The organism is Arthrobacter sp. TMT4-20, assembly GCF_054510775.1.
On record NZ_JBTNDW010000004.1, the window covers coordinates 11,817 to 36,707 of the forward strand.

Sequence of the window (24,891 nt, forward strand, 5' to 3'; positions counted from 1 at the left end):
CAAAATTCCGGAAAAGTCCGAGGCACGGTGAATTGGCCTCTTTTACACCCTACGCACAGCAACATTAAGGAACCGTCACGCAGCGGTCACGATTGGCCTTCAATATTAATGTGACCTGGCTCACTTTATCAGCACCGTGAGTTTCTTTCTGGCAGCTCCGTCTTAGGGACAGGTGCACTTGACGTGAGGGCACCCGTTTGACCGGAACATTGACTGATATCGATCAAGGAGCCACCTCATGACTACTCAGCCCCAGGACAAGACCCAGGCTTCCAAGCCGACCACCGCGACCGTCGTCGGGAAGAGCCCGAATGACGATGGCCGCGGCACCACTGCCATCGCCGACAACGTTGTTGCGAAAATCGCTGGCATCGCCGTTCACGATATTCCGGGCGTTTACGCCGTGGGTGGCGGGGCCGCCCGCGCTCTCGGTTCCATCCGTGACGCGATGGGCCAGAAGGACCACACCCAGGGTATTTCCGTCGAGGTCGGCCAGACCCAGGTTGCCGTCGACATCACCCTGGTCGTCGAGTATCCGCACCCGCTCAAGGAGGTCGCCGGCCAGGTTCGCGACGCCATCTACTCGGCCGTTGAGGACATCGTGGGCATGGAGGTCACCGAGGTAAACGTGACAGTCACCGATATCCACGTCCCCGGCGATGACATCGATGACGACGACGACGCCCAGACCGCACCAGCAGAATCGCGCGTCTCATGAGCCCGACTACCACCGGCATCGCCGTCGGCGCCACCCTCGCGTTGACTGCACTGATCTTCGGCTTCTGGGGTTTCGTCCTGGTGGCACTGTTCATGGCGATCGGCGCCTTCCTCGGCCGCACTGCGGAGGGGAAGCTTGACCTTGGCTCGGTGCTCGATGCCCTGCGGGGCAGGCGCTCCTCCTCATGACCGCGGCGACCCCGGCCAAGGCAAACCCTGCCCGGGCCACCCCGGCCGGGCTTAACGGGACCGGACGTAACGGGCACACCCGCGTCACGAAGGCCGCGCTGACCCACACCACCGAAGCCGTCGTCGCTGAGGTCTTTGGCGTCCCGCGCCGGGACGTGCGGGTCAGCCTGGCCGACGACGGCGGCGCCCTCGGGATGGCCGTGTCGGTTCCACTGCCCGCGCCCACCCTCCTCCAGGCTGCGCGGAACCCGCAGGCGGTAGAGCAGGGCGGAGGGACACTGTTCGAACGGGCCGAGAATGCCCGCTCGAGGATCCGGGCAGCAGCCTCTCGGGTGACCGGGTCGGAGGTGGGCCGGATCGACATCCGACTCACCGGCATCCACCCACCAGCGGAACGGAAACTGGCATGAGCGAACTGCTGCACACCCGGCGGCTCCTGCGCCGTGAGACCCATTCCTCCCGTGCTGGCGCATCGGTGACAGCCGCCGTCGTTGGCCTCCTGGGCTTGGCCTGGCTGGGAACCGAGGCTGTGTTGTCCCTGCTGGATCAGCCTCCGCTGGTCGCGAATCCTCCGTCGATGCTTCAGTGGGCGGCGGACCTGCCGGAGTCGACGCTCCCCTGGGGCCTGGCAGCAGCCGGCATCGGTTTGGCTCTCATCGGGTTGGTGCTTCTGCTGGTCGCCGTGACACCAGGGACCAAGGCGTTGCACGTGGTCGACCAGGACCGGACGGCTGTTGTCGTCGACTCGGAGGTGATCGCTGCCGCAGTGTCGCGGCGCACCCGGCAAGAGGCCGGACTGGATCCGGATCAGGTGTCCACCCGCGTCGACCGGCGACGCATCACGGTGGACGTCCGACCGACCAGCGGGTCGCCCCTCGATGAAACGACCATCCGGTCGGCCGTCGAGGATGAGCTGTCGGGATACGGGCTTCGTCCGGAGCCGACGGTTAGGATCAACATCAGGCACGAAGGAGCGTTGGGCATATGAGTTCCACACACCGCTGGTTGAACCGCACGCTGCTCGCTGTCCTTGGACTGATACTGGTGGCCGTCGGCGCGCTGACCGCCGCGGCGGGCCTCGTGCCGGACGTTGCCGAGGCCTGGACCTCGATCGGCGCCACGGCGATCAACGGGCTCCCTGCCCTGTTGGCGTCCGCACCCCTGACCGCCGACACCAGTTGGTGGACCATCGCCGCGCTGGCGCTGGTCGTGGTGTGCGCTGCCCTGCTCATCGGGTGGATCGCTTCCCAGGGCGGCGGGCGGACCAGCACCGTGGGACGGCAAGGATCCGCAATGGGCAACACCACCGTAGAAACCTCGCTGGTGGCCGACGCGCTGCGGACCGCCCTGGAAGAAAACGGCCAGATCCTCGCCGTTGCGGTGTCCTCCTGGCGGGTGCGTCGCCAAACCGGCCTGCGGGTCAGGGTTCAGCCACGCCGTGGCGCCTCCCCGGGCGCCGTGGTCGCAGCAGCCAACGAAGCCATCGCCGGATTGGACACGCTGCTCGGCGAACGGATCCCCGTTCTGGTCAGTGTGCAGACCGGCGCCAGGACCCGGTTCACCCGCACCCGGAGAGTCGATTGACGGTCCCTGACCGTCCACGTCTCAACCTCGACGATGCGGCGGATTCGTTCCTGGTGGAGCGGGCCTCCGACGGCGACGTGTCCTCTTTCGAATCGCTCGCCCGACGCTACGGGCCACTAATGCGCGGGTATGCGCGCCGCCTTACCGGGTCGACGACTGACGCCGACGACGCGGTGCAGGAAACCCTCCTCCAGGCCTGGAACCAGCTCGGCAAACTGCAGGACGGCTCGGCCGTGAAGCCGTGGCTGATGCGGATTTGCGGCCGCAAAAGCATCGATCTGATCCGGAAGCGCAAGAACACGGTCAACCTCGACGACGTCGAACCGTTTGACCGCGGGCCCGGTCCCGAGCGGGCAGTCGAGCAGGACACCCAGATGCGTTCCCTGGTGGAAGCCCTGAAAAGGCTTCCACTGGAGCAACGGCAATGTTGGGTGCTGAAGGAAATGGGCGGGCAATCCTACGAGGACATTGCCAAGACGATGGACACCACGACCGACAGCGTTCGCGGTCGGCTGTCGCGAGCACGCACCACCCTGATGAAGGAAATGGAGGACTGGCGATGAATAACGAGCTCCCTGACCCCGGTTGTGGCCATAGCCTCGACGAGCTTGAAGAATACCTGCGGACCGGACAGTCCGCGGCCGAGCAACACTACCTGCGGTGCCCCGAGTGCCAGGCCGGGCTGGCGGGGCTTCGCTCCCTGCAGCGCCTCAGCGGTCAGCTTGCGGCAGCTGACACCGAGCAGGCCGGATCGGCTGACGAGCCGTGGCTGCAATCGATCCTTGGCAATCTCCGGTTGGAAATGCGTTCCGGCCGGAGCATTCCACTGTCCAGCGAATATCCCGAGGACGCCTTCTTCGAAACCGAGGGGAGCCTGCTGGCTCTCATCCGGCGAATTGGTGACGACGTCGACGGCGCAACCATCGGCAAATGCCGGCTGCACGGCGACATCACCACCCCTGGCGCCGACGTCATGATCGAAGTGAACGTGACAGCCTTCTTCGGCTACCCACTACCGGCGATGATCGATTCCCTCCGATCGAGGATCGCGGCGATGATCAGCACCCATTCAGAACTCAACCTCACGTCGGTCGACGTGACGGTAACCGACGTCCACGAGCATTTCAGCCCAGCCCCGAAGGGAGCGGTGAATGAATAAGAACCAACTAGCCCTTCGCGTCCAGGAGATCATTACTGGGGTGGAAGGAGTCGCTGGCCTGTATCCGGCGCGGTCGGCCGTGCTCGCCGGTATCGCGAGCACCCTCGGCGCCAACGAAACGGTGGTCGCCGTCGACACAGCCGATTCCGGGCTGGTCATCAGGGCACGGATTGCAGCGCTGACGGGCGCCCCGGCACCCCGGCTGGTCCGCGACGTGGCCGCCGCGGTCCGGGCGGAGCTGGGCGGTCTTGCCGGTGACGCCCGGGCGGGCTCGGTGGGCTCGGCGGGCTCGGCGGAGTCAGTGGAGTCGGTGACCTCGGTGGGGCCGGTGAGTTCAGTAGAGATCACCGTGTGCGGCTTCACCGACGTCCGGTTTTCCTAGCGTCCGGTTTTCCTAGCGGCCGGTCCCCCGGCGCTGCAGTCCCCAGCCAGAAACGGCGACCGGAGCCAGAAACCCCGGGGTCAGCTCCCGAAGAGAGGCGCGACGGCGCCGACCAACTGGTTGATGCCGAGCACAATGAACAGCAAGGCGACGACGGCGAGAGCGATATTGGTGTGGAGCTTGTTCGCGTACTTCCTGGGGATCCGCTTCCCATTCAGCAGTCCGAGCAGGGTGACGGCGAGGAACGGCATGAACAGTGAACCGAGGACACCGTACGCCAGGATCAGCCCAATCGGCTGACCCAGCGCAAACAGGATCATCGGCGGGAAAGTCAGCCACAGGACGTAGAACCTGAAGTATTTGCCGCCCACCCGGGTGTCGGGGTGGCCCGACTCTTTGCCCCGGATATTGCCCCAGAAATCGGCGAACATCAGTGACACACCGTTCCAGACGCCGATGATCGACGAGAACGATGCCGCCCAGAACCCAACCAGGAAGCCGATTCCGACGACGTCGCCGTACTCCTCGCGGAGAACCGTGGACAGGTCGAGCAGCCCCTCATCGCCGGCGCTGAGGCTCACTCCGGCGGAGCGGACCACTTCGGCGCCAACAATCAGCATGGCGATGACGAAAATGCCGGTCATCACGTAAGCCATCGAGTTGTCGATGCGCATAACCTTCATCCACTTGGGCGTGTACCAACCCTTTTCACGCAACCAGTAGCCGTAGGCAGCGAGCGTGATGGTCCCGCCGACACCGCCGGCGAGCGCCAGTGTGTACAGCAACCCACCCTCGGGAATGATCGGCACCAGTCCGGTCACCATCTCGGGGAGGTTAGGTGCCGCGATAATGGCCAGGCCCACCACGGTGACGAACATGATGCCCACCAGGGCTGCCGTGATCTTTTCGAAGGTGGCATACCGACCAAACCAGACCATCACGAACCCGGCCAGGCCCATGACGATGGCCCAGACCCAGAGGGGGAAGACCGGGAACAGCGCGGCGAGGGGCAGCGCCGCACTCGACATGGCCGTAGCCCCGTAGACGAAGCCCCAAATCATGATGTAGGGCCCGAAGTACCAGGTGGTCCACTTACCGAGCGAACGCCAGCCTTCGAAGATGGTGTAACCGGTGGCCAGCGTGAACCGTCCTGCGCCCTCCACCAGAATGATCTTGAGGAACACGCCGAGAATGACCGCCCATAGGAGGCCGTAGCCGTAGCGGGATCCCGCTACCAGGGTGGCGACCATGTCGGCGGCGCCAACACCGGTGGCAGCAACCACCAGCCCTGGTCCAACAATTTTCCACTTGGCGGGTTTGCCGCCGTCGTCGTCGACGCGGTCCGAATGGTTCAGCTTCTCACCCGACCCGTCGCGGGTGGCGGCAGACGCATGACCTTGAGATACGGGTCCGTGGTTGGGCTTCTCAGGGGGCATTTCGCCGGACATCGAAGTTCCTTCTGGGTTGGAGGCTAGTAGCTCGCGCCGTCGGCGTTCGAGCCCTAGGTATCCTCTCACGGTTGAGGTGACAGGCAGTGAGCTTACCCACATAGACGGGGGACGGTATCCCTTTTATTTGGTGCATGCAGTGCAATCAATGCATGCACTTTTGGATGGGGAAATGCATGCATCGCATGCACTGCATGCACGATTTGAAAAGGAGACACCCATGCCGAACATCACGCTTCGCCAAATAGAGCCCGCGGTAGTAGACCAGATTAAGGTGATAGCAGCGCAAAACGGCCGGTCAATGCAACAGGAACTGCGGCTGCTGGTGAACCGATTCGCCAGCCTACCGGCCGAGTCCCGGCAGGCACTCACTCCCCTGGCCGCTTTACAGGTGCCGGAGTGGTACGCGAAGCTCTGGAACATCCGTCTGGACATTGGCTCGGTTCCCGATGCCGCACTGCCGCAGCGGAGGTCCCCCTTCCGGCGACTGGAACTCAAACAACCCGAGCTCAAACAACCCGAGCCGAAACAGTTCGAAAGCAGTCAATCCACGCTGAACCGAGCGGCCTCCATGCAACCCGCTCCACACGAGTGGAGGGCCGAATCGTGAGCATTCTCGACTCGGACGTTCTTCTCGCACTCATTCGCTCGACCGAGGATGACGGTGTTGTCGAGTTTGTGAAGCAGTTTCCGTCTCGACCTCAAACAACCGCACTCGCTATTGCGGAAGTGACAGCCGCTATTTATGCGGCCACAGATCCCCGGCTGCGGTCGATCCGGGATCGGGCCTTGCATGATCTGCTGCGGGGGCTGCTGCATCGGCGAGTGCTCCCTCTGGACGCCGACAGTGCCATAATCCTGGCGAAGCTTGCGACGACGAAGAATGCGGCCGGGTCCTACTATCCCCTGGGCGTGCTTATTCAGGCGGCGATTTCCCGCCAGTTCATGATGCCGCTCGTCACGGGGCGTGCCGGTGACTACCAAGGGCTCGATCTTGAGCTTCATCCGCTCATCCTCGATCCGGTTCCCGCCCCCGATCCTGTCCCTGTCCCTGTCCCTGTACTTGCCCCTGTCTCCGCTTCTGACCGTCGACCCCCAGGTGCCGGCGGCACCGGCTGAGTGCCGTTGGGTTCCAGCTAGTGTTGGACCATGGACTCTCCTATTGAAAATTACCTCAAGCGCATTCATCGGGAGATCGCCGAGCTGAAGGATGGTAAGCCCTACAGCACCATCCCCGCAATGGCCAATGTCGATCCGAACAACTTCGGCATCTGCCTCACCACGGTTGACGGCTATATCTATGAGGTGGGAGACACCCGGGACGAGTTCAGCATCCAGTCCATCTCCAAGCCCTTCACCTACGGGCTGGCACTCGCCGACCTGGGGATGGAAGCTGTTGATGAGAAGGTCGACGTCGAACCCTCCGGCGATTCGTTCAACGAAATTTCCCTCGCCGAGGGCACCGGGCGGCCCTCCAACGCCATGATCAACGCTGGCGCCCTGACTGCTACCTCCCTGATCAAAGGGTCGGGCGGCAACGGACGGTTCAAGCGCATCCTCAACACCTATTCGGCGTTCGCCGGGCGACAGCTGAGCGTCAACACCGAAATCTACGAGTCCGAACTCAAGCACGGGCACCGCAACCGCGCGCTGGCCCACCTGCTGCGCTCGTTCAACATCATTGAGGACGATCCCACCCCGGTGATCGAGGACTACTTCCGCCAGTGCTCGGTCCTGGTGAACTGTCTCGACCTCTCGGTGATGGCCGCCACCCTGGCCAACAGTGGCCGCAACCCGCTCACCGGCCGTCAGGTGATGGAGATCGGCCCGATCGAACGGGTTCTGTCGGTGATGACCACCTGCGGCATGTACGACGACGCCGGGTCGTGGATCAGCACCGTCGGGATGCCCGCTAAGAGCGGAGTCGCCGGCGGCACCATCGCCGTCCTGCCCGGCCAGGTGGGACTCGCCGTCTACTCCCCTCCCCTGGACGAACACGGCAGCAGTGTCCGCGGCATGGCCACGAGCCAGCGCCTGTCCCGGGATATGGAACTGCACTTCGTCAGGGCCGCCCGCACCGGCAAGTCCGCGATCCGGTCCACCTACGACATTTCGGCATCACCGTCGGGCATCCGCCGCAACGACGAGGCGATGGACATCCTCCGGGACAACGGTCACCGCGCCCGCGTGATCGAACTCAACGGCGACCTGCTCTTCGCTGGCACCGAGTCGATGATCCGTGAGCTGAGCTCCCTCGACCAGACCATAGAGTTCATCATCCTCGACCTCCGCCGGGTCGACGAAGTCGCCGACGTCTCCCTGCGGCTGCTGGCCGAAGCCCGGGAGAACCTGGTCAGCGAAGGCAGGGAACTGGTGCTGATTGACAGCGACGGGGCCCTCGCCGACACCTTCGAGGACGTGGACCGTGAGGTTCCCACTTTCGACACACGGACCGCCGCGGTCGAGTGGTGCGAGGACCAACTCATTGCCGCCTACGGCGATAACCTCTTCCTCCCAACGCTGGTCAAGGTCACCGACTGCCCGGCTTTGAGCCCGCTGACCAGCGAGGACGCCTCGGCTCTCGCCGGTCGCATGGAAGAGCGCGAGTACGACGACGGGCACGTGATCCGCCGGGTCGGCCAGCGGTTCGGCGGCGTGTTCTTCATCCTGTCCGGAAAAATCACCACCTCGGTCCCCGGTCCCACCGGCGGTCGGGTGCGCCTGACCACCCTGAGCGCTGGCATGACGTTCGGTGAACTCGCACTCGGCAGCGACGACCGCCAGGAGACCACGGTGAAGGCTGAGGGCGGGGTCAAGGTCATGGTGCTCACCGCCGACGTAATTAGCCAGCTCGAATCCGAGGACCCGCGGCTCGCCGTCGAGCTCTGGAAGGCCCTGACCCGCGATGCGTACACCCGCGTGGACCTATACCTGCGGGAGACGGCCGTCCGCGTCCGCGACTAGGAAGCTAACTACCTTCAGTGCTGTCTTTATCGGCCGCGGGCTGGCGCAGCGCACGGTTCGCCCAACCGTCCGTGGAGCCGATTACCTGCCAGACTAAAGGCATGATCCTCGTTGCCCGACACACCAATGTCAGCTCATCCTCTTGCCGGCGAACCGGGGTGCAGCGGTGAGCGCCCGGTTCGAGGAACTCGACTGGCGCAAGACCCGGCTGGGTGAGATCAGCCTCCGACGGCGTTGGGACCCCACCTTCGAAAAGGAGGTCTACGAGGTCAAGCTCGACGACGACTTCCTCATGTCGAGCCTCTTCACCGTCGCCGAGATTGAGCTCACCGAGCTGGCTCTTGCCGAGCTGCCGGAGGACGGGCTCGACGTCGTCGTCGGTGGCCTGGGTCTCGGCTACACAGCTCAGGCGGTACTCGACAGCCCGCGTGCACGGTCGCTCCTGATCGTCGAGGCGCTCGGCGAGGTTATCGAGTGGCACCAGACCGGGCTGATTCCGGCCGGGAAGACGCTGACCGCGGACCCGCGGTGCCGTTACGTCCACGGCGACTTTTTCGCGCTGGCGGCATCGGCGGAAGGATTCGATCCCGAGGCCCCGGCGAGGCTGTTCCACGCGGTGATCCTCGACGTCGACCATTCCCCCCGGCACGTCCTCCACCCCAGCCACTCACCGTTTTACGATCCGGCCGGCACGCGGCGGCTGGCCGGGCACCTGCACCCGGGTGGGATTTTCGCGCTCTGGTCCAATGACCCGCCCGACGACGAGTACCTGGCCGTCCTCGGCGAGGTGTTCACCGAGGTACGCGCCGACGTCGTCAGCTTTGATAACCCGCTGCAGGGCAGGGACTCGACCAACACCGTGTATCTGGGCCGCAAACCCCGATAACGTCGCGCACCCCGGTTCCGACTACAGCCTGGCGATCCGTTCAATGTCTTCGCGGAATTCCTGCGCCACGGACGCCGACACGGTGGTCCGCGTTTCGGCGATCGCCGACAGGTAGTCCTCGCTGGACGGACCCGGGGCTGGCGTGCCACCGTCGACCGCGCCGAACACCGCCTGCTCCAGGGCCCGCTGGGACGCCTTGCGGGCAGCGAATTCAATGTCGGCCGGCGAGAATCCGTCGGACGACTTGACCAACTGGACGATGTCGACCTCTGCTGCCACCTCGGACGGGATGTAGCGCTGCCAGATGGCGTGGCGGGCGTCGTCGTCGGGCAGCCCGATGGGGATGACGTAGTCGAAGCGCCCGTGCCGGAGGAACGCCGTGTCGAGCGCCCGGATGAAGTTCGTGGCGCACACCAGCAGCCGGCCGGGCCGTTCCCTGAAGGCGGGAATGATCTTGAGCAGTTCGTTGGTCACACCCTGCAACGGCGACGGCGGCTCCCCCTGGCGCTGGGCGGCGATCTCCTCGACCTCGTCAATGAAGACCACCGCGTGTTCGAGTTCGGCGATCTCGAGGAAGGTCTCCCGCAGTGCACCCGCGAGGCCCTTGGAGTCAGCGGCGAGCCGCGAGGGGAACACCTCGACGAAGGGCCACTCCAACCGTGACGCAATCGCCTTGGCGAAGGTGGTCTTGCCGGTTCCGGGCGGGCCAAACAGCATCACCGCACGCGGCGGCACCACCCCGTACTGCTCGGCCAGGTCGGGGTTGGCCAGCGGCAGGACCAACCGGCGTTCGAGCAGTTCCTTCTCGCGTTGCATGCCGCCCACGTTGTTCCACAGGTTCCGCGGCATCAACCGTCCGCCGAGTTCGCTGAGCAGGCCCATTTCCTGGCGTTGCACGGGAATGTCACGTTCGAAGTACCTCAGGTGCTTCCGGTCCTGGAATCCCGAGTTGAGGAGGGCAGCCACCCGGTGTTCGGCGTCGGGCACCAGGGTGGAGAGCTTGGTCAGGCCGTGCGGTGCCATCCTGCCCTCGATGGCGGCGAGCAGCGCACTGCCGATCCCGTGGTTCCGCCAACCCTCGTCGATGGCGAAAAAGACAATCCAGCCCTGGTCGTGCGCGGCGCGGGCCACCGCGGTGCCGACCACCGTTTCACCGTGAACGGCGACGACGGCGTGATCCTTCTGGCAGGAGGCGAGGACCTCAGCGAGCGCGTACACCGGTTCGACGCCGGCGCTGCGGGATTCCTCCCACAGGTGGAGGATCGCGTCCATGTCAGCAGAGTGAAAGTCCCTGATTCTCCAGCCGGTCATACGGGTGACTCCTTTGTCGTGTGCTGATCGTGTCGGATGCGAAACGTGCAGTGCGCTGATCATGACACACCGCTGGACGGCACCGGAGATTGTGACTGTCTGAGGCGGCTGCCATGATGCTGTGATGCGCCTCGACCGTTTCCCCCTCCGGCGGGTCACTGCCCATCCGGCGTCCGAACTGGAGCAGGGGAGCTGGCCGGCCAACCTGCCGCCCGTGGCGCAACTATTGGACGACGGGATGACGCTCGGCTCCGCCACAGTCCTGGTCGGCGAGAATGGCTCGGGCAAATCGACGCTGGTCGAGGCGATTGCGTTGGCCTTCGGGCTGTCGCCCGAGGGCGGGTCGACCGGTGCGCGTCACTCAACCCGGCCGTCCGAGTCGGAACTGTCGGATCACCTCCAGCTGGTCCGGAACCCGGGCGCCAGCAAGCGAGGCTATTTCCTGCGGGCCGAGACCATGCACGGGTTCTTCACCTATCTGGAGCAGAATCCCGGCCGGTCGGGCAACGACACCCGGTTCCATTCGATGTCACACGGGGAGTCGTTCCTCGAACTCGCGGTGGACCGGTTTCGTGGACCAGGCCTGTGGGTGCTGGATGAGCCGGAATCGGCGTTGTCCTTCGGCGGTTGTCTGGCTTTGCTCGGGATCCTGAAAGAACTCCTCGCCGACGGGAAATCCCAGGTGCTCCTCTCCACCCACTCCCCTCTCCTCGCTGCCCTTCCCGGCGCCACAATCCTCGAGCTCGGGCCCTGGGGGTTCCGCGAGATGCACTGGGACGAACTGGATCTGACAGTCAACTGGCGTAGCTTCATGAACGCGCCCGACCGGTATCTTCGCCAGCTCTGAAACCGACGGCGGTCCGATAGGCTCTTGAATATGCGTCTACACCACCCCAAGCGCCTCGTCGGCTTCGCCAGCACCGTCGTCGGAAGAGCTGCGATGGTGCTCGGGGCTTTGCAGGCGGTCGTCGCCGCAACACTGGTGGTTATTGACGCGGTCGAGAAGAAGATCAGAACCAAACGTGAGGGATTCCCCAAGCCGGGGACCTTCGACGGTCACGTCGCCGGGTCGGCGACCACCGTCTTCACCTACGGCGAAGATCTTTACGAAGCGATGCTCGAGGCAATCCGATCTGCCGAGCACCAAATCCTGATGGAGACCTACATCTGGAAGGGCGACGCCGTCGGCCACACCTTCCGTGACGCCCTGAACGAGGCGGCAGCGCGGGGCGTGAAGGTGCATGTCATTTACGACGGCTTCGCGAACCTGGTGGTGCGGCCATCCTTTTACTCGTTCCACCCCGATGTGCAAGTCTTCCGGTTCCCGGTCCTGCGGCCGTCAATCCTTTTCACCAACATTCGCGGCACCGGGTTTGACCACCGCAAGCTCCTGGTCGTTGATGAGCGGATCGGATTTGTCGGCGGCTACAACATCGGCAGCCTGTACGCCACGAAGTGGCGGGACACCCACCTGCGGATTGTCGGGCCGTCAGTCTGGGATCTGCGCGAAGCCTTTGTCAGCGTCTGGAACATGGCCACCACACGGTCCCGACAACCCCTGGACGACACCAGTGCCGGCTTCTGGGAGCCCCGCCTCCGGGCAGTCAACAACATCCCCGCCAACCTGGTGTTCCCGATTCGCGGCGTCTACCTGGATGCAATAAATCGAGCCAAGGACCACATTTACATCACCACCGCCTACTTCATTCCCGATCAGCAGATTCTGAACGCCCTGCTGCGGGCCAGTAAACGCGGTGTTGACGTCCGCGTGATCCTGCCAGAGGAATCAAACCATGTGCTTTCTGACTGGTTGTCCCGCGGCTTCTATTCATCACTGCTGGAGAACGGCATCCAGATCCTGCTCTATCAGAACGCCATGATCCATGCGAAGACGGCGACCGTGGACGGGCAATGGTCGACAGTCGGCACCGCCAACATTGACCGGTTGAGCCTGACCGGCAACTATGAGATCAACCTGGAGATCTTCGACGAGGGGCTGGCACACAACATGGAGCAGATCTTCGCGATCGACAGTGGCAACAGCCGGATTCTCACGATTAAGGAATGGGAGCGACGGCACCTTGTGGCCCGAGTCAGCGAGGCGATCCTCGCTCCCCTCCGCCCGCTCCTCTAGCGACGGTCAGCGGGAAAAACCGTGGGGGCCAGTCTCAGGGGGTGGCGAAGCGGTCCAGATATCCCACCCGGGACTGGTGGACGTGCCCGGCCATCAGCCGTTCGGCGTCGACCGGGTTCCCGGCGTCGATCGCTGCCATGATCAGCCGGTGCTCGCCCCACGACTGCTTCCCCCGATGATCGACGTCCGTGGCGTAAAGCCATTCGATCTTGCCGGAAATCTGGCGCAGCAGGGCCGTCAATGAGGCGCTGCCGCTGAGATCGGCGATCCCCAGATGGAAGCGGATGTTCAGCTCGGGCAGCACCTTGAGGTTGCCCTCCGCCACGGCCTGGTCGCCGTCGTCGAGCAGGTCGGCGAGCAACCTGCGGGTCTTCCACCACTCGACGCTGGGCTCGCCCGCACTGAACTGGGCCAACGCCCGCCGCGCCGCACGCCGCGCGGTGGCAGCCTCGAGCGCTTCACGGACGGCGAAGAGATCGTCGGCGTCGTCCACCGGGATTTCCGACACCGTCGATCCGGCGTACGGCCTGGAATCAACGAAACCCTCAGCCTCCAGCGCACGCAGCGCCTCCCGGACAGGGATGCGGGAGACCCCGTACTTGGCGGCGAGCGCCGCCTCGGTCACGCGGGTGCCAGGGCGCAGGGACCCGAAGATGATGTCATGCCGGATTTCGTCCTGCACCCGCTGTTTCGGGGCAGGATCGACCGACTCTGGCTCAGGCGGCAAGAGCGGCACCGCGGATCGCTGCCGGCAGTTCCCGTGCGCCCCGCAGCTTAGCGTCCTGCCGCATAGCCTTGTGCTCCTCTGGGGTTGGCGGCGGCCTTCAGTACACCGGTTGCGGGGTCGCTCACAACCGAGGAGATGCGGCCGAGCGCCCAGTCGCCGGCCCTGGTCACCACGTGGCCGCGGCCTTCCAGATCGGAGATGATGTCGTCACCGAGGCGATCCTCCACCACGGCTCCCCCGGGTTCCCAGGTTCGGGGGAAGAAGGATCCGGGGATGGACGTGGTGTGCAGCGAGGGAGCGTCGATGGCCTGTTGTGGTGAGTAGCCGCCGACGATGGTGCGCAGAATGTAGAGCAGCTGCCACTGGTCCTGCTGGTCGCCGCCGGGTGATCCGAGCGCCACCACCGGGACGCTGTCCTTGAGGATCAGGGTCGGAGTCAAGGTGGTGCGGGGGCGTTTGCCGGGGCGCAGGGTCGACGGCGCACCGTCCTCCAGCCAGGTCATCTGTAACCGTGAGCCCAGGCAGAAGCCGAGTTCGGGGATGGTCGGCGAGGACTGCAGCCAGCCACCGGACGGCGTGGCGGAGACCATGTTGCCCCACTGGTCGACGACGTCGATGTGGCAGGTGTCGCCGCGGGTCTCACCGCTGCGGGAGACGGTCGGCTCGCCGACGCCCGCCATTGCGCCCACCCCGGCCAAAGCCGGTGCCGTGTATTCGGTGCGCAGCGGCGGGATGAAGGGTTCGCGCCCCGGGACGGTGCCGGGCCTGAACTCCGTCGACGCCCGGTCGGTGATCAGCGCCCGGCGCTGGGCTGAGTATTCCTCGGACAGCAGGTAATCCAGCGGAACGTCGGCGTCACCGTAGTAGGCCTCCCGATCATCGATCGCGAGCTTCTGCGCCTCGAGGATGGTGTGGGCGCCGAGCGCAGTGGACGGGTCCAGGTGCTCGTCGTCGTACCCGGCGAGGATGGCGAGGGTCTGCAGCAGGGCGGGTCCCTGCCCCCAGGCCCCGGTTTTCGCGATCGTGTGGCCGCGGAACTCGAAGGTGGTAGCGGGCTCGTAGGTGGCCTGGCAACCGGCGAAGTCCTCGAGGCTCATCACCCCGGCATGGTCGGTGCCGGACGAGTGGCGGTGCGGCTGCGCGGTGAAGGCGACGGCGGCCTGCGCCACGAAACCCTCGCTCCATTCGCGGCGGGCAGCATCAATGCGCTCCTCGCGGGTGGCGTCGGGCGCACCGGCAGCCACCAACCGGTCCAGCACTGCCGCGTAGGCCTCGTTCTTGATCATTTCTCCGGCCGCGGGGGCCGTGCCCTCAGGCATCCAGAGCGCTGCCGACGTGGGCCAGTGCTCGTTGAAGAGGTCAGCGACCGCTGAAATCGTCGCCCCCACCCGACCGACAATAGGGTGCCCGTTCCGGGCGTAGCCGATGGCGAAGTGCAGGACGTCGCCGAGCTCCCAGGTGCCGTGGTCACGGAGCAGCAGGAACCAGGCGTCGACGGCGGCGGGTACGGCTGCGGCGAGCGCACCGGAGCCTGGCACCAGTTCCAGACCCTCGGAGAGGTAGTGCTCGCGGGTGGCGGCGGCTGGGGCCGGGCCCTGCCCCATCAGGACGATGGGCTCGGACGGGTTTGCCGCCGTCGCAAACACGCCGGTCATATCCCCACCCGGGCCATTGAGGTGCGGCTCTACGACGTGGAGCACAAATGCGCTGGCGACGGCGGCGTCGAACGCGTTGCCCCCACGCTCGAGCACTGCCTGCGCCGAGGCGGTGGCCAGCCAGTGGGTGGAAGCGGTCATCCCGAAGGTGCCCTCAAGAGTGGGCCGGGTGGTGAAGGAAGCGGGCTGGGTATAGGTCATCGAGGTCCTTTTCGGTTCGTTGAGCGGGTCCGTGGACTGGGTTGGGGTCTTGATGGGTCCGGGTGCGTCACGCAGCCCGCTTCCACAAGCGACCGATTGCATACAACAATAGGCAGAAAGGTACATTTTGTATACAGGCCGACGGTGATGCGACGGTCCATCGACCCCTGGAGGATCCAATGAAGCGGCACCCCGTCTCCACCGACCGACTCCACCTATGGCTCATGCTGACGCTCACCTTTTCCACCGGGGTGGTGGACGCGGTGGGTTTCCTCGGTCTCGATCAGGTCTTCACCGGCAACATGACCGGCAACGTCGTTCTGCTGGGCATGGCCATCGCAGGCGGCAGCGATCTCCCGGTCCTTCGCCCGGCCCTGGCCCTGCTCTTCTTCATGGTTGGCGCCGTCATTGGCGGGCGCGTGTTGCGCACGGCATCCGAGGGTTGGAGCGGACGAACATCGGCAACCTTCCTGCTGGTGGCAGGGCTGACCGGGGGCCTGGCCCTGTTCACCGCCCTGGTCGACGTCACCGCCGACCACCTACTGGGCAGTATCACCACCAGCACCCTCGCCCTCGCGATGGGTATTCAGGCCGCGACGGCGAAACGCCTCAAGGTCGCCGAAATCACCACGGTGGTGGTGACCTCCACCATTACCGGGTTGGCCTCGGATTCGCGCCTCGCCGGTGGAAAGAGCCCGTTTTGGGTGCGCCGCGCACTCGCGATCTCACTGATTCTGCTCGGCGCCCTCGTGGGGGCGGCAGCGCTTCAACTAGACCTCTGGGTCGGCATCGCCCTCTCGGCGGTCCTGTCCGCTGTGGTGACCCTGATCGGCCAGCTCCGTTACCGCAAGGACAGGCGAGCCGCGGCGAACGAGCGGGAGCTGGAGCCTGCAGCCGCCGGGTAGCAAATTCTGGATCCTGCCAGTTCCGACTCTCCCACCGGATCCTGCCAGTTCCGACTCTCCCACCGGTCTGCCCTGGTCACTGGGATAATCTAGATAATCCCACTGACCGACCTCGACCGGTGGGATTTCTGCAGGTCCGGCGCCGTTGTAGGCTCGACTTTTAGGGTAGTTCGACCGGTTCGAGAAGGGTTCTGACGTGAGCGAAGGTAAATCTCCTCGGGGGACTGTACTGATTGCTGGATGCGGCGATCTGGGGACCGAGGCCGGGCTGAGATTCGCCGCGGCGGGGTACCGGGTGATCGGATGGCGGAGGTCAGCCGACAAGCTCCCGGCGGAAATTGCGGGCATCCCGGTGGATCTGACCGGCGAGTTGCCGCCGCTTCCCGCCGACACCCGCATTGTGGTGCTGGCGACCGCCGCGGACGGCCGTACCGAGGACGCTTACCGCGCGGCTTATCTCACTGCTACCGGCAACGTGCTGGACGCGCTGGACCGTGCTGGCATCGACGCGCAAGTGCTGCTGGTCTCGTCCACCGCCGTATACGGCGGCGACGAGGGCGAGTGGGTGGACGAATCGACTCCCGTGGCGCCCGGCACTGCAACGGCGAAAATCCTGGCCAGCACGGAGGAGCTGCTGCGTGACCGGCGACCGGCGGCCATCATCTTGCGGCTGTCAGGGATCTACGGTCCGGGCCGGACCCGGCTGATCGACCAACTGTCCTCCGGCACCGCGGTCCTGCCGCAGGAGGTCCAGTGGACCAACCGGATCCACCGCGATGATGCGGCGGCGGCCATCGTGCACCTGACCACCCAGGTCGGCGAGCCGGGTCCGGTCTATATCGGCGTCGACAATGAGCCGGTCGACCAGGGCGAGGTCCTTGAGTTTCTTGCCGCCCAACTGGGCGTGCCCACACCCCAGGTGGGGCCGGCGTCGACGTCGCGGACCGGAAGCAAGCGCCTGAGCAATGCGGCATTGACCGCCACGGGGTTCACTTTCACCTACCCCACGTTCCGGGAGGGGTACCTGGCCGTCCTCAATGGGGACGGAGTCAGGCACCCCTAGCCGTCCGCCTAGTGGACTGCCGGCACGCCGGCGCCGTCGATGGGGGCGTCGGCAGCATCAACGGGTGCCTCTTCGGGCTTCCGGATGAAGAACGCGGCAATCACGGCCAACATGAACACGATCGCGCCGCCTAAGAAGGCAGCCTGAATGCCGCCCGCCTCGGCAGCAACCTCGGAGGCACCGCCGTCGAGCAGGGCAGATGCCTGGATGGTCATCACCGAGATGAACAGCGCGGTGCCCGCTGCACCGGCGAGCTGCTGGACGGTGCCGACAATCGCGCTGCCATGGGAATAGAGCTGCGGCCGGACCGATCCCAGGGCCGAGGTCAACAGCGGCGTGAACATCAGGGCGAGGCCGATGCTCAGGAAAACGTGAGCCACCATCACCATCAAGAAGGGAGTGGTTTCGCTGAGCATCGTCAACCCCCAGAACACCAGGCTGACGAGGATCGCGCCGGGCACCACCAGGATGCGGGGTCCGCGCTTGTCGAAGATGCGCCCCACCACCGGGCCGAGCAGACCCATGGTCAGCCCGCCCGGGAACAGCAGCAGGCCCGCCACCACCGGTGACAGTCCCAGCACGTTCTGGACGTACAGGGGCAGCAGGATGATGGTGCCGAACAATGCCATCATGCTGACGGAGATCACCAGGATGGAGATGGTGAAGGTGCGGGACGTGAACGTTCGCAGGTCCAGCAGGGCGCGGTCGGCGCGCTGCAAGCTGCGCTGGCGGAGGATGAAGAAGACCAGCGCTACGCCGCCGACGACGAGGGGCAGCCAGGGGGGAACCGGTCCGCCGCCCTCGGCTGCTTCACCGAACTGGCTGAGGCCGTAAATGATGCCGCCGAACGCCAGGGCGGAAAGCATTACCGAGAGGACGTCGATGGGCAGGCGCCGCGGTGTGGTGACGTTTTGAATGCGGGTGGCGCCGAGAATCAGCGAGCCGACGGCGATGGGCAGGACCAGCCAGAAGAGCCAGCGCCAGTCCAGCACGCTCAGGATCAGGCCGGAGACGGTGGGGCCGATGGCCGGGGCCACGGAGATCACGATCGCGATGTTGCCCATGGTGCGCCCGCGTGAGGCAGGCGGGACCAGGGTCATCACGGTGGTCATCAGCAGCGGCATCATGATGGCGGTTCCGCTCGCCTGGATGATCCGACCGACCAGCAGGACCTCGAAGCCCGGCGCCAGCGCGGACACCAGGGTGCCGAGGCTGAAGAGGGACATGGCGGCCATGAAGACTGGGCGGGTGTGGAACCGCTGCAGCAGGAACCCGGTGACCGGGATGACCACTGCCATGGTGAGCATGAACGCGGTAGTCAGCCACTGGCCGGCGCTGACGGTGATGCCGAGGTCCACGGTCAGCGACTGCAGTGCCACGCTCATGATGGTCTCGTTGAGGATCACCACGAAGGCGGATACGAGGAGCAGCGAGATGACGAGCTTGTTGCGTTTGGCCTCCGCAGCGTCTTCCCGGCTCCCGGCCGGCTGGCGCTCGGTCGGCTGGCTCGCAGCTGGCTGGTTCTCAACCGGCTGGTTCTCGACCGGCTGGCTCGCAGCGGAGGGCGGGGCACTATGAGACACAGAAATTCCTTTGACGTGGTGTGGGAGGAGCAGATCCTAATAGCCGCAACGCACGAAAGAAGAGAATCTATTCCGCAGGAGAAAAGGTCGGGGTGCCGCGGTCAGCTGTCAGCACCAGAGGTTGGCACGTACCCGAGCGCCTTATCCACCCGGTGCGGCAACGGCTTTCCCGCATACCAGGTCAGGAAATTGTCTTCGAACTGGCGGGCCAGATCCTGCAGCCAGGAATCGGCGTCGCTGGCCATGTGAGGGGAGATGAGCACCTGGTCCATCCCCCAGAGCGGGCTGGCCGGAGGGAGGGGCTCGACTGCGAAGGTGTCCAGGACCGCTCCGGCGATGCCGCCGTCGTCGAGCGCCCGCACCAGCGCCGCCTCGTCGACGAGGCGGCCGCGCCCCACATTGATCAGAACCGCGGTTGGTGCCATCGCGGCGAGCACTTCGGCGCTGACCATCCCCTCTGTCTGGGCGGTCAGCGGGGCCACGAGGACGAGATAGTCGTAGGCGCCGACCACCGCCGTGAGGTGTGAGCTGCTGTGGACGGTGCCGAAGTCGGGGTCGCCGGTCCGTGCCACTCTGCCGGCGCCGTCGACGTCGGCGCCCGCCGCGCTCAGGAGTCGCGCAGTGCACCGGCCAATGCTTCCCGTTCCCACGATCAGGACCCGCGCGCCGGCGATGTTGCGGGTGGTTCGCCGGCCCCAGACCCGGTTGTGCTGTAGGTCGCGGGTCTGGCCGAAGTCCTTGGCGGAAAACAGCATGGCGCCGAGCACGTACTCGGCCATCGGAAGGTCAAACACGCCGTGCGCATTCGTTACTGTGACAGCGGATTCGATCAGGCCGGGGAAAAGGAGCTTGTCGACGCCGGCCGCTGCGACGTGCAGCCACGTCAAGGAATCGGCGTGTTCCCAGGCCGGCTCGACCGCGCCGGAGAAGAAGTCCCAGAGGTAAAGCACATCGGCTCCGCGGAGCGCCATCGGCAGGCCGGCTGCATCGGTTTCTCGAAGCTCCGCCAGCGCCGCAACCCGCTCCAGTCCGACCACCGGGCGGTCCCCCACGAGCACTGTCACAACGGGCTTGCGGCCGGACCGGTCGAAGAAGTTCATGCTCAGAATCCTCCCACGGCCGGCCTTCATGAGACTGCCCCGCTTTACTTGCTTGAATCCATGAGGTTGCATGTGTAGTCAGCGTTCGGGTGCCCGGACGCTCCCATCGGGAGGATACACCGTGACAACGCCGTCAACCGAACAGCCATCAAGCGAACAAGAGGTCGATACCTCGACTGCACCCGGCATGCTGGAGCCTGCCGAGGACCGACGGGTGCTGATGCGGAAACGGATCGGGCTGGTGGCCGGCGTCGTCGTCGCCATCATCATGTATCTGACCCTGCCAGCCGACCTTGAGCAGCCCGCCAGGGTGACCGCCGCCATCGCCGCCCTGATGGCGCTGTGGTGGATGACCGAGGCCATCCCGTTGGCCGCGACAGCGCTGCTGCCCCTGGTCCTCTTCCCGATTCTGAACGTGTCCACCATTGATGAGGTGGCACCGCCCTACGCCAACCCCATCATCTTCCTGTTTATGGGCGGGTTCCTTTTGGCCCTCGCGCTCCAGCGGTGGAACCTGCACCGGCGGATTGCGCTCGCGACCGTCCTCCTGGTCGGTACCAAGCCGAGCCAGCTCATCGGCGGTTTCATGATCGCCACCGGATTCCTGAGTATGTGGGTCTCCAACACCGCCACAGCCGTGATGATGCTGCCCATCGGCATCTCGGTTCTCACCCTGGTGGCAACCGTCAGTGACGGCAAGCCACCGAAGCGGTTCGGTATCGCGTTGATGCTGGGCATCGCCTACTCGGCGTCGATCGGTTCGCTCGGCACCATTATCGGCACCCCACCCAATGCACTCATGGTCGGCTACCTGGCCGAGACCCACGACATTCAGGTGGGCTTCGGCCAGTGGATGCTGGTCGGCGTGCCAATGTCCGTGGTGTTCATGTTCATTGCCTGGTTCCTCCTCACCCAGGTCATCTACAAGCCTGAGATCAAGGAGATCCCGGGCGGGCGCCAGCTGATCCGGGATGAGTACAAGAAGCTCGGCGCGATGAACACCGGTGAGAAGCAGGTCGGCGTGATCTTCGTGCTGGCAGCGGCTGCCTGGATCAGTGTCCCCCTGCTGTGGCCGGGATCGAACATTGCAGACGCCGTTATCGCCATGGTGGTCGCTGTCCTGCTGTTCGTGATCCCAGCGAATATCAAGAAGGGCGTGCCCCTGCTGGACTGGGCCAGTGCAAGGGCGCTGCCCTGGGACATCCTGCTGTTGTTCGGCGGAGGCCTCGCACTCTCGGCGCAGTTCACCGCCACCGGTCTGAGCGCCTGGGTTGGCACGCAGGTGGCCGGACTCGATGTGCTGCCGCTGGTCCTGATCATCGCCATCGTGGCTGGCATCGTGCTGCTGCTGACCGAGCTCACCAGTAACACGGCCACCGCCGCTGCGTTCCTGCCGCTGATCGGTGGGGTCGCCGTCGGGCTCGGCGTGGATCCGATGCTACTGGTGATCCCCGTGGCGATCGCTGCGACCTGCGCGTTCATGCTGCCGGTTGCGACGCCGCCCAACGCCATCGCGTATTCCTCCGGCCATGTCGAGATTGCCCACATGCTCAAGGCCGGCATCTGGTTGAACCTCATTGCGCTGGTGTTGACCACCATCACCACGATGACGCTGGCGGCCTGGGTCTTCGGGCTCGTGTACTAGGTCTTTTCCAGGCCGTTAAAGGAAGCTCAGGATCTCGTCCAATACGTCCGCCGGTGCTTCCTCGGGCAGGTAGTGGCCGGCGTCGAGCGCCCGGCCGGTCGCGTTGGGGGCCAGTTCGCGCCACAATGCCAGCGGATCGAACTGCTTGCCGACCACCCCGTGCTTCCCCCACAGCACCCGAAGCGGGGTGCTGATGTGCAGATTGCTGGCCCGGTCGTGGCGGTCATGCTCGAGGTCAATGGTCGACGACGCCCGATAGTCTTCGCACATCGCGTGAACTGCGCCGGGCCGGGAGAGGGCAGCAACGTACTGGTCGAGAACATCCCGCGGAAAGGGGGCGAGGCCCGCATACCTGCTTCCCATCAGATTCTCGATGTAGGCGCGCGGGTTGGCCTCTATGAGCGACTCCGGCAACGGCTGCGGCTGGATGAGGAAAAACCAGTGGAAATAAGCCTCGGCAAAGGCTCTATCGGTTGCTTCATACATGTCGAGGGTGGGGGCGATGTCCAGGAGCATTGCTGCGGTCACCAGGTCCGGGTGGTCGGTGAGCAGCCGGTGGGCCACCCGTGCACCGCGGTCATGGGCGCAGACCGCAAACTGCCGGAATCCGCGCTCAGCGCCGAAATGCTGCATCAGGAGCGCTTGGTCTCGGGCCATCGTGCGCTTGCTGTAGGTCTGGTGCTCCGGGTCGCTGGCCGGAATTCCCGAGGAACCGTAGCCGCGCAGGTCAGGCATCACCACGGTGTAGCGCTCGGTCAGCCGGTCGGCAATCTTGTGCCACATCACGTGAGATTCGGGATGCCCGTGCAGCAGCAGCAGCGCCGGCTTGGGTTCATCCGTGGGGCGGGAGATCCTGCCCGCAATGTCGACGCCGTCAACCGTCGTCGCGAATTCCGTAAAAGCCTCAAACATGCAGCTACTCTAACTTCTCGGCGGAGGGGTCGGGGTTAAAGGCAACTGACCGCCGGGGTCTCCCCCAGCGGTCAGTTGCCTTTAACCTATTTACTTTGCGGGAACCGGGAAGCGGTCCCAGACCCGGTGCTTGGACAGCAGCTCGGTCAGCGTGGTGAGCACTGGCGTCGCGTCGCCGACGACGACGCCTGGCGCCTCGGGGTTGATGGCGCTTGCCTGCAACACCGAGGCAACGTCGCCGACGCCGCCGATGGCCTTCGAATGCCTGAACGCCTCGGAGAGAAGCAGTGCGACACGGGGGTCGATAGTCACGCCCGGTGACCCGGCCTTGGCGTCCCGGCTATTGGCAGCGTCGTCGCCCGGGGTTGCCGCGCCGGCCACGATCAGCGCGTCGAACTCGGTGGATCGGGCGGTGAGGTAGGTCCGCTGGACGACCAGTCCGCCGTCGAGCTTGCCGCCCTTGGGAGCGATGATCAACGGAACCATTCCGGCGTCGTTGATCAGTGAGCTGAGCCTGGCGACGGCGGTGACGTCGCTGTTGGCGTCGGCGATCACACCGATGATCCGGCCCTCAACAGGCCAGGTGCCGCCGATCTGCGAAACCGTGGGGCTCGGCTCGTGATCCTCGACCTGTTCGATGGGTGCGGGTGCTGCCAGGCCGAGACCGTTGGCCACCTCGGCGCACAGACGCTCGTCGATGTTGGCGAGGTTCTGCAGCTGCCGGACGCGCAGGTTCTCTTCGTACACTTTTCCCAGTTCGAAGGTGTACGCGGAGATGACGTGATCCTGTTCCAGCGGGGTGAGGGACTTGAAGAACATCCGCACCTGGCTGAAGTGATCTTCGAACGTGGCCGGATTCTCGCGTACCTTGCGCGACGCCGGAAGTTCCTGCGGCACGTCGATGTAGGCGCTCATGTCCTCACCGGCGAGGAACGGGCAACCGCCGTCGAGCGAGTTCGGCCGGTACGGCGCCACTCCCCCATGGACTGCGGTCTGGTGCATGCCGTCGCGGAGCATGTCATTGACGGGAGCATGCGGCCGGTTGATCGGCAGCTGGGCGAAGTTTGGTCCACCGAGCCGGCTGATCTGGGTATCGATGTAGGAGAACAGCCGACCCTGCAGCAGGGGATCATTCGTGACGTCGATGCCCGACACCAGGTGACCCGGGTGGAACGCGATCTGCTCGGTCTCAGCGAAGTAGTTGGTCGGATTTGCGTTCAGTGTCATCGTTCCGATGATCTGCACGGGAGCCAACTCTTCGGGGACAAACTTGGTGGGGTCGAGCAGGTCGATTCCCTCGAACATCTCGTCTTCGGTGTCCGGGAAGGTCTGGATGCCCAGGTCCCACTGCGGGAAGGCACCGGCCTCAATGGAATCCGCCAGGTCGCGGCGGTGGAAGTCGGGGTCCATCCCGTTGATGATCTGGGCTTCTTCCCATACCAGGGAGTGGACGCCCTGTTTCGGCTTCCAGTGGATTTTCACCAGGGTGGTTTCGCCTGCCGCGTTCTGCAGCCGGAAGGTGTGGACGCCGAAGCCTTCCATCGTCCGGTAGGAGCGGGGAATGCCGCGATCGGACATGTTCCACATGGTGTGCGCCTGCGCTTCACTGTGCAGGGAGACAAAATCCCAGAACGTGTCGTGGGCGCTTTGGGCCTGGGGGATTTCACGGTCCGGGTGCGGCTTGGCTGCGTGGACGACGTCGGGAAACTTGATCGAGTCCTGGATGAAGAACACCGGAATGTTGTTTCCCACGAGGTCGTAGGTGCCCTCATCGGTGTAGAACTTGGTGGCGAAGCCACGGGTGTCACGCACCGCGTCAGCCGAACCGCGTGAGCCGAGCACCGTGGAGAATCGCACGAAGACTGGCGTCTCGACGTCCTTGGCGAGGAAGCCAGCCTTCGTGACTCCTGCTGCGGCACCGTTGGCCACAAAGGTTCCGTGAGCGCCAGCCCCGCGGGCGTGAACGACACGCTCGGGGATGCGCTCGTGGTCGAAGTGGGTGATCTTTTCACGCAGATGGTGGTCCTGGAGCAGTACCGGCCCACGTGGACCCGCCTTGAGGGAGTGATCGGTATCGGCGACCCGGGCGCCCTGGGCAGTGGTGAGGAACCGACCGCTCTGCGAATTGACGGTCTTGGCAGCGCCGGTGGGGGTACCAGTCGGTGACACAGTCTCGGGCGCATCCTGATCAGGCTTGGGCGGGAGCGGCTCGCGAGGATCCACCGGCTCAGCCAGGCTCGGCGCCTCAACCGACGGCGCACCAGGAATAGGGGGGTTGGTGATGGGGGAATTCTTCTCAGACATCGATTGCTCCAGACACTCGGGT

General features: G+C 65.1%; 25 protein-coding genes. 17 read left to right on the forward strand and 8 right to left on the reverse strand.

Annotated elements, in window-relative coordinates; genetic code table 11:
- The first annotated feature begins 238 nt into the window (after positions 1–238).
- From ACX80Z_RS05470 to ACX80Z_RS05505, 8 genes are read left to right on the forward strand one after another with little or no spacing between them, the layout of a single operon-like run.
- Positions 239–718, forward strand: a complete 480-nt coding sequence (locus ACX80Z_RS05470) for an Asp23/Gls24 family envelope stress response protein (protein WP_024476639.1) — start codon at positions 239–241, stop codon at positions 716–718.
- A complete protein-coding gene (locus ACX80Z_RS05475; protein ID WP_019481951.1) occupies positions 715–906 on the forward strand; it encodes a DUF2273 domain-containing protein in 192 nt (63 codons plus the stop codon). The genes ACX80Z_RS05470 and ACX80Z_RS05475 overlap by 4 nt, the downstream gene beginning before the upstream one ends.
- Complete coding sequence (locus ACX80Z_RS05480) at positions 903–1,316, forward strand: hypothetical protein (protein WP_243400523.1); 414 nt, start codon at positions 903–905, stop codon at positions 1,314–1,316. The genes ACX80Z_RS05475 and ACX80Z_RS05480 overlap by 4 nt, the downstream gene beginning before the upstream one ends.
- Positions 1,313–1,894 (forward strand): DUF6286 domain-containing protein, encoded by a 582-nt coding sequence (locus ACX80Z_RS05485; RefSeq protein WP_459315162.1) that lies wholly within the window; start codon positions 1,313–1,315, stop codon positions 1,892–1,894. Before ACX80Z_RS05480 ends, ACX80Z_RS05485 begins: the two co-directional genes overlap by 4 nt.
- Positions 1,891–2,490: a hypothetical protein gene (locus tag ACX80Z_RS05490; protein ID WP_459315163.1), complete on the forward strand. Its 600-nt coding sequence runs from the start codon at positions 1,891–1,893 to the stop codon at positions 2,488–2,490. Before ACX80Z_RS05485 ends, ACX80Z_RS05490 begins: the two co-directional genes overlap by 4 nt.
- Entirely contained in the window at positions 2,487–3,053 is a 567-nt protein-coding gene (locus tag ACX80Z_RS05495; RefSeq protein WP_459315164.1) for an RNA polymerase sigma factor, read from the forward strand. Before ACX80Z_RS05490 ends, ACX80Z_RS05495 begins: the two co-directional genes overlap by 4 nt.
- The gene (locus ACX80Z_RS05500) at positions 3,050–3,649 is read left to right on the forward strand and encodes an Asp23/Gls24 family envelope stress response protein (protein WP_459315165.1); all 600 of its coding nucleotides are present in this window, start codon (positions 3,050–3,052) and stop codon (positions 3,647–3,649) included. The genes ACX80Z_RS05495 and ACX80Z_RS05500 overlap by 4 nt, the downstream gene beginning before the upstream one ends.
- A complete protein-coding gene (locus ACX80Z_RS05505; protein WP_459315166.1) occupies positions 3,642–4,031 on the forward strand; it encodes a hypothetical protein in 390 nt (129 codons plus the stop codon). Before ACX80Z_RS05500 ends, ACX80Z_RS05505 begins: the two co-directional genes overlap by 8 nt.
- Before the next feature lie 80 nt (positions 4,032–4,111).
- Here the strand turns inward: ACX80Z_RS05505 and ACX80Z_RS05510 are convergent, their stop codons facing one another.
- Entirely contained in the window at positions 4,112–5,479 is a 1,368-nt protein-coding gene (locus tag ACX80Z_RS05510; RefSeq protein ID WP_459315167.1) for an Nramp family divalent metal transporter, read from the reverse strand.
- Positions 5,480–5,699: 220 nt separating this feature from the next.
- Between ACX80Z_RS05510 and ACX80Z_RS05515 the strand changes: the two genes are divergently transcribed.
- From ACX80Z_RS05515 to ACX80Z_RS05530, 4 genes are all read left to right on the forward strand, one after another.
- On the forward strand, positions 5,700–6,089 hold the full coding sequence (locus ACX80Z_RS05515; protein ID WP_459315168.1) for a FitA-like ribbon-helix-helix domain-containing protein: 390 nt from the start codon (positions 5,700–5,702) through the stop codon (positions 6,087–6,089).
- Positions 6,086–6,598, forward strand: coding sequence for a PIN domain-containing protein (locus ACX80Z_RS05520; RefSeq protein WP_459315169.1), 513 nt, complete (start codon positions 6,086–6,088; stop codon positions 6,596–6,598). The genes ACX80Z_RS05515 and ACX80Z_RS05520 overlap by 4 nt, the downstream gene beginning before the upstream one ends.
- Before the next feature lie 30 nt (positions 6,599–6,628).
- Entirely contained in the window at positions 6,629–8,443 is a 1,815-nt protein-coding gene (gene glsA / locus ACX80Z_RS05525; protein ID WP_459315170.1) for a glutaminase A, read from the forward strand.
- A 166-nt stretch (positions 8,444–8,609) separates the two neighbouring features.
- A complete protein-coding gene (locus ACX80Z_RS05530; RefSeq protein ID WP_459315171.1) occupies positions 8,610–9,329 on the forward strand; it encodes a polyamine aminopropyltransferase in 720 nt (239 codons plus the stop codon).
- A 21-nt stretch (positions 9,330–9,350) separates the two neighbouring features.
- Here ACX80Z_RS05530 and ACX80Z_RS05535 read toward each other — a convergent pair whose 3' ends face one another.
- On the reverse strand, positions 9,351–10,640 hold the full coding sequence (locus ACX80Z_RS05535) for an ATP-binding protein (protein ID WP_459315172.1): 1,290 nt from the start codon (positions 10,638–10,640) through the stop codon (positions 9,351–9,353).
- A gap of 124 nt (positions 10,641–10,764) precedes the next feature.
- On the opposite strand from ACX80Z_RS05535, the gene ACX80Z_RS05540 reads away from it, so the two are divergent.
- On the forward strand, positions 10,765–11,487 hold the full coding sequence (locus ACX80Z_RS05540) for an AAA family ATPase (RefSeq protein ID WP_116778252.1): 723 nt from the start codon (positions 10,765–10,767) through the stop codon (positions 11,485–11,487).
- 93 nt (positions 11,488–11,580) lie between these two features.
- Positions 11,581–12,774 (forward strand): phospholipase D-like domain-containing protein, encoded by a 1,194-nt coding sequence (locus tag ACX80Z_RS05545; RefSeq protein ID WP_459315301.1) that lies wholly within the window; start codon positions 11,581–11,583, stop codon positions 12,772–12,774.
- Positions 12,775–12,808: 34 nt separating this feature from the next.
- On the opposite strand, the gene ACX80Z_RS05550 is transcribed toward ACX80Z_RS05545, so the two are convergent.
- Positions 12,809–13,510: a GntR family transcriptional regulator gene (locus ACX80Z_RS05550; protein ID WP_459315173.1), complete on the reverse strand. Its 702-nt coding sequence runs from the start codon at positions 13,508–13,510 to the stop codon at positions 12,809–12,811.
- Between the two features lie 38 nt (positions 13,511–13,548).
- Complete coding sequence (locus ACX80Z_RS05555; RefSeq protein WP_459315174.1) at positions 13,549–15,357, reverse strand: gamma-glutamyltransferase family protein; 1,809 nt, start codon at positions 15,355–15,357, stop codon at positions 13,549–13,551.
- A 179-nt stretch (positions 15,358–15,536) separates the two neighbouring features.
- Between ACX80Z_RS05555 and ACX80Z_RS05560 the strand changes: the two genes are divergently transcribed.
- Complete coding sequence (locus ACX80Z_RS05560) at positions 15,537–16,262, forward strand: YoaK family protein (protein ID WP_459315175.1); 726 nt, start codon at positions 15,537–15,539, stop codon at positions 16,260–16,262.
- A 196-nt stretch (positions 16,263–16,458) separates the two neighbouring features.
- On the forward strand, positions 16,459–17,325 hold the full coding sequence (locus ACX80Z_RS05565) for an SDR family oxidoreductase (protein ID WP_459315176.1): 867 nt from the start codon (positions 16,459–16,461) through the stop codon (positions 17,323–17,325).
- An 8-nt stretch (positions 17,326–17,333) separates the two neighbouring features.
- Here ACX80Z_RS05565 and ACX80Z_RS05570 read toward each other — a convergent pair whose 3' ends face one another.
- Both ACX80Z_RS05570 and ACX80Z_RS05575 read right to left on the reverse strand, forming a co-directional pair.
- Entirely contained in the window at positions 17,334–18,908 is a 1,575-nt protein-coding gene (locus tag ACX80Z_RS05570) for an MDR family MFS transporter (protein ID WP_459315177.1), read from the reverse strand.
- Between the two features lie 101 nt (positions 18,909–19,009).
- Positions 19,010–20,008: a D-2-hydroxyacid dehydrogenase gene (locus ACX80Z_RS05575; RefSeq protein WP_459315178.1), complete on the reverse strand. Its 999-nt coding sequence runs from the start codon at positions 20,006–20,008 to the stop codon at positions 19,010–19,012.
- Between the two features lie 121 nt (positions 20,009–20,129).
- Here ACX80Z_RS05575 and ACX80Z_RS05580 point away from each other — a divergent pair, with 121 nt between their 5' ends.
- Positions 20,130–21,653 carry an SLC13 family permease gene (locus ACX80Z_RS05580; RefSeq protein WP_459315179.1) on the forward strand — a complete coding sequence of 508 codons (1,524 nt, stop codon included), beginning with the start codon at positions 20,130–20,132 and terminating at the stop codon, positions 21,651–21,653.
- A 15-nt stretch (positions 21,654–21,668) separates the two neighbouring features.
- On the opposite strand, the gene ACX80Z_RS05585 is transcribed toward ACX80Z_RS05580, so the two are convergent.
- Together ACX80Z_RS05585 and ACX80Z_RS05590 are read right to left on the reverse strand one after the other, a co-directional pair.
- Positions 21,669–22,565 carry an alpha/beta fold hydrolase gene (locus tag ACX80Z_RS05585; protein ID WP_459315180.1) on the reverse strand — a complete coding sequence of 299 codons (897 nt, stop codon included), beginning with the start codon at positions 22,563–22,565 and terminating at the stop codon, positions 21,669–21,671.
- A 90-nt stretch (positions 22,566–22,655) separates the two neighbouring features.
- Positions 22,656–24,869, reverse strand: coding sequence for a catalase (locus ACX80Z_RS05590; RefSeq protein WP_459315181.1), 2,214 nt, complete (start codon positions 24,867–24,869; stop codon positions 22,656–22,658).
- Between the last annotated feature and the right edge of the window lie 22 nt (positions 24,870–24,891).